1 protein-coding gene is annotated in these 642 nt (G+C 62.6%); it reads left to right on the top strand.

Features of this window, described 5'->3' with window-relative positions; genetic code table 11:
- Window positions 1-642, top strand: a 642-nt coding sequence (locus tag J5M71_RS26395; protein ID WP_207838407.1) for an FAD-dependent oxidoreductase, incomplete at both ends; no start/stop codon positions are given.

Raw genomic sequence — 642 nt, 5'->3', positions numbered from 1 at the left:
ACCGGGCGCAATGGCGGGCAAGTCACCGGCAGCCTTTCCGGCGACGGCGCCATGCGCAAACAGATGCGCGCGAAACTGGGCGATGATGTGGACGATTTCATCTGGCATCTGCGCTGGCGCGGGCATGAAATCATCCGCCAGCGCGTCGAGAAATATGGCATCGAGTGCGACCTCAAACACGGCCATCTGCACGCGGCGTACAAGCCGAGCCACATGGTCGATCTGCGCAAGGACTACGACGAAGCCGTGCGCCGAGGTCTGGGCGATGAGGTGAGCCTGCTCGACCGCAGCCAGATTCGCGACCTGCTGCAAAGCGACCTGTACCACGGCGCGATCAAGAACACCCGCAACATGCACCTGCACCCGCTCAACCTGTGCATTGGCGAAGCACGCGCAGCCGAAAGCCTGGGCGCGCAGATCTTCGAAAACAGTGAAGTGCTGGAGATCATTCACGGCGACACACCTGGCGTGCGCACCGCTCACGGTCAGATCGACGCCAATCAAGTGATGCTCGCCGGTGACGTCTATCACAAGCTCGAACCGGGTCAGCTCAAGGGCAAGATCTTCCCGGCCATGGGCGGCATCGTCACCACCGCGCCGCTCGGTGATCTGGCGCAACAGATCAACCCCGAGGACCTCGCC

It is taken from the genome of Pseudomonas sp. 43(2021) (genome assembly GCF_017490805.1).
Classification (GTDB): domain Bacteria; phylum Pseudomonadota; class Gammaproteobacteria; order Pseudomonadales; family Pseudomonadaceae; genus Aquipseudomonas.
This window is presented reverse-complemented; position numbering and strand designations above follow the sequence as displayed.